This is a genomic window from Mesorhizobium sp. M7D.F.Ca.US.004.01.2.1 (genome assembly GCF_003997785.1).
GTDB lineage: Bacteria > Pseudomonadota > Alphaproteobacteria > Rhizobiales > Rhizobiaceae > Mesorhizobium > Mesorhizobium loti.
Genome location: NZ_RZRQ01000429.1, coordinates 1 through 4113, shown reverse-complemented (window position 1 = coordinate 4113; position 4113 = coordinate 1). Strand labels below are relative to the sequence as shown.

5 protein-coding genes are annotated in these 4113 nt (G+C 65.1%); all 5 read right to left on the bottom strand.

Annotated features, from left to right (window positions below; translation table 11 throughout):
- The coding region (locus tag EN993_RS32255) for an ABC transporter ATP-binding protein (RefSeq protein WP_164757950.1) at positions 1-476 on the bottom strand (476 nt) is incomplete at its 3' end.
- Positions 473-1273, bottom strand: coding sequence for an ABC transporter permease (locus EN993_RS32250; RefSeq protein ID WP_127265814.1), 801 nt, complete (start codon positions 1271-1273; stop codon positions 473-475). The genes EN993_RS32250 and EN993_RS32255, both read right to left, overlap by 4 nt.
- Before the next feature lies 1 nt (position 1274).
- Positions 1275-2135 (bottom strand): ABC transporter permease, encoded by an 861-nt coding sequence (locus tag EN993_RS32245; protein ID WP_127265812.1) that lies wholly within the window; start codon positions 2133-2135, stop codon positions 1275-1277.
- Positions 2136-2201: 66 nt separating this feature from the next.
- Positions 2202-3140, bottom strand: a complete 939-nt coding sequence (locus EN993_RS32240; protein WP_245469029.1) for an ABC transporter substrate-binding protein — start codon at positions 3138-3140, stop codon at positions 2202-2204.
- Positions 3141-3319: 179 nt separating this feature from the next.
- On the bottom strand, positions 3320-4113 hold a 794-nt coding region (locus EN993_RS32235; RefSeq protein WP_127265809.1), incomplete at its 5' end, for an aldehyde dehydrogenase family protein.

Genomic DNA, 4113 nt, shown 5'->3' with positions numbered 1-4113 from the left:
ATCAACAGGATAGGCGGATCGTAGGCCAGCGCACGGGCGAGCGCGACGCGCTGCTGCTGGCCACCCGACAGGGCGCCCGGCAAGCGCTGGGCGAAGCTTTCGAGCCGCACCAGGGCCAGCATGTCGGCGACCTTCTTCTTCACCTCGGCCTCCGGCCGGCGGCGAACCCGCAGCGGAAAGGCGACGTTCTCGGCCACCGTCAGATGCGGAAACAGCGTGTAGCGCTGGAACACCATGCCGATGTTGCGCCTGTGCGAAGGCACGGCAAGCAGCGATCTTCCTTCCAGCTCGACATCGCCGGAACTCGGATCCTGGAAGCCGGCGATGGCGTAGAGCGTCGTCGACTTTCCCGAGCCTGAAGGCCCGAGGAAGGTCAGGAACTCGCCTTTGGGTATATCGAGGGTGACGTCGTGCACGGCGGTGATGGCGCCGAACGCCTTGCGCAGATTGCGGATGGAGAGGAAGGGCTGGGTCATGTCTTGACCTTTCGCTGCAGCAGTGCCGTCACCACCATCAGGGCCAGCGTCAGCCCGACCAGCAGGCTGGAGGCGGCGGCGATCACCGGGCTCAGATCCGAGCGCAGACTGCCCCATATCTTGACGGGCAGGGTTTGCAGGCTGGGGCTCGCCATGAAGATCGCCACCACGACTTCGTCCCAGGAGGCGAGGAAGGAAAAGATCGCGGCGGAAAAGATGCCGATGCGGATCGATGGCAAGGTGATCCTGAGCCTGGCCTCGAGCGGGCTTGCGCCGCAGACGATGGCCGCGTCCTCGATCGACTTGTCGAAGCCTTCCAGTGCGGTGGCGATCGGGATGATGGCGAAGGGCAGGGCCAGCACGGTGTGGGCGATGACGAAGCCGATCGTGGTGCCGCCGAGGCCGAGGCGCAGGAAGAAGGCGTAGATGGCGATGGCGAAGACGACGACGGGCAGCACCATCGGCGTCAGCAGCAGGCCGCGCAGGATCTCACGCCCGGCAAACTGTCCGCGAACCAAAGCGAAGGAAGCGAGAAGGCCGATCACCACGGACAGGATCGCCGTCATGGTGGCGATCCTGGCGCTGGTCAGCGCAGCGTCGAGCCAGGCCGGATCGGCAAACAGCTCGTGGTACCATTTCAGCGTCCCGCCGGGCGGCGGAAAGGCCAGCCAACGCGACGAGCCGAAGGAGAGCAGGACGATGAAGACGACAGGCAGCAGGAGAAAGCCGGCAACCAGAGCGGTGAAGCCGAGCAGGGCAATTTTCAGCCAGCCCATACGGTCATAGTCGAGCAGCATCTCAGGCGCCTCCGCTGATGCGCCTGGCCCCGACAAGGCGCAGCTGCAGCGCGTAGAGCGCCATGGTGACGACAAGCAGGATGAAGGCTGCGGCGCTGCCCAGCCCCCAGTTGAGCAGCGACTGGATCATCTGCGCGATCATTTCGGCCAGCATCATGTTCGAGGTGCCGCCGAGCAGTGCCGGGGTGACGAAGTAGCCGAGCGACATGACGAAGACCATCAGGCCGCCGGCGGCGACACCGGGCAGCGACAGCGGCAGCAGGATGCGGCGGAATGCCTGGAAGGGGCTGGCGCCACACAGTGCCGCGGCACGCAGCGTCATCGGGTCGATCGCCCGCAACGTACCGACCAATGGCAGGATCATGAAGGGCAGCATGATGTAGACCATGCCGATGGTGACGCCGGTGAGATTGTTGATGAGCGGCAGCGGCTGGTCGATGATTCCAGCGGCCATCAGCGTCCGGTTGATGACGCCGGTGCGCTGCAGCAGCACCATCCATGCATAGGTGCGGGTCAGCAGGTTCGTCCACATCGACAGGATGATGACGCCGAAGACCATCGAGGCGAGTGCGGAGGGCATGATCGCCAGCATCCAGGCGACCGGAAAGGCGACGAGGACCGTGACGATAGTGACCACCGACGCGACCAGGAAGGTGTTGAAGAACACCCGCGCATAGGTGCCGTCACCCAGCAGCGTCGCGTAGTTCTGCAGGCCGGGTTCGGGCTCGGTGACACTGCGCAAGAGCAGGGCCAGAACCGGCACGACGAAGAACAGCACGATCAGGACCAGCGCCGGCAGCAGGCCGTTGAGGCCTGCCGGCATGCGGAATGTTGGTAGGCTCTGGCGTGTTTCGACCGACATGGCAGCGATCCGGCTAAGGGACGAGACGGTGTGGCCGTCTCGTCCCTTGCTGTTCAAGGGACAGGCTTATTTCGCCTGCCAGGCATACCAGCGCGTGGCGATCTCGTCGCGGTGCTCCGCCCAATAGTTCATGTCGAGGTTGATCTGCCCGTCGATATGGGCGTCCGGCAGCGCCTTCACCGCATCGGCCGGCATCTCGGCCTTGGCTTTGGTGTTAACAGGCGCATAGCCGCTGGCTTCGGCAAACTTCGCCTGGCCGGCCGGGCTGCTCGCCGCGGCGAGGAACTTCATCGCGGCGTCCTTGTTCTTGGCGCCCTTCGGCACCACCAGCACGTCGGCCGCCGTCAGGTTCTGGTTCCAGGAGACGCCGACATCGGCGCCGTCCTTCTCCAGCGCGAAGACGCGGCCGTTCCACAGCTGGCCGAACGTCGCTTCGCCGGACGCGATCAATTGCTGCGACTCCGCGCCGCCGCCCCACCAGACGATGTCGGACTTGATGGTGTCGAGCTTCTTGAAGGCGCGGTCGAGATCGAGCGGATAGAGCTTGTCGGCCGGCACGCCGTCGGCCAGCAGCGCGATCTCGATGACGCCGGGCGCCGACCATTTGTAGAAGGTCCGCTTGCCCGGGAATTTCTTCGTGTCGAACATGTCGGCCCAGCCGGCCGGGTCGCCCGAAACGGCGCCCTTGTTCCAGGCGAGCACGAACGAATAGTAGAAGCTGCCGACGGCGTGATCGGTGGTGAAGCGCGGGTCGAGATCGGCCTTCGGCACTGCGGCGAAGTCGATCGGCTCGAGTAGGCCATCCTTGGCCGCCTTGATGGCGAAATCCATCTCGACGTCGACGACATCCCAGTTGACGCTGCCCGCGTCGACCATCGCCTTCAGCTTGCCGTAGTCGGTCGGGCCGTCCTGCATGACCTTGATGCCGGATGCGGCCGTGAACGGTTCGGCCCAGGATTTGGTCTGCGCTTCCTGGGTCGTCCCGCCCCAGGAGGTGAACACCATGTCCTCGGCCCTTGCGGCCGTCGTTGCCAGAAGTGTCGTTGCGAGAAGTGTTGTTGCAAGAAGGCGGGCAAGGACGCCGGTGGTGATCAGTTTCATGTCGTTCTCCTCTGTTTGTTTTCGTTGTTTTCTGTTTGCGACCGGCGTTTTCGCCTTGATCGCGTTTCCCCGGCCTGCGGCGGCTACCGCATGACGAAAGGATCGGGAATCGGGTCGTCCGAGGTGCGTATCCACACCGATTTCGAACGCGTGTAGTCGCGGATCGCGTCCATGCCACCTTCGCGGCCGAGGCCCGACTGGCCATAGCCGCCAAACGGAACCAGCGGCGAGACGGCCCGGTAGGTGTTGACCCAGACCACGCCGGCATGGATGCCGCGCGCCATGCGATGGGCCTTGGCGAGATTGGTGGTGAACACGCCGGACGCCAGGCCGAACGGCGTGTCGTTGGCAAGCGCGAGCGCCTCGGTTTCCGTATCGAAGGCGAGCACGCTGAGCACCGGACCGAAGAGTTCTTCGCGCACGCAGGGCAGGCCGGTGTTGTCGTTGGCATCGATGATCGTCGGTGCGTAATAGAGGCCGCTTTCGTGGCCGGTGGGCCGCTCCCCGCCGGTGACCAGCCGTCCGCCCGCGGCAAGGCTTGCCATCACGATCTTCTCGATCCAGTCGCGCTGCCGGGAGGTGGCAAGCGGCCCCATTTCGGTTGCGGGATCTTGCGGGTCGCCGATCCGGATCGCTTCTGCCTTGCGCTTCAACCGGGCGAGGAATTCGTCCTTCACCGAACGCTCGACCAGCAGGCGCGAGCCGGCGACGCAGCTCTGGCCGGTGGCGGCGAAGATGCCGGCGACGACGGCGTTGGCGGCACTGTCGAGATCGGCGTCGGCAAACACCACGACCGGGCTTTTGCCGCCCAGTTCGAGCGTCGTGTAGGCGAGATTTTCCGCCGTGTTCCTGACGATCTGGCGGGCGGTTGCCGGAC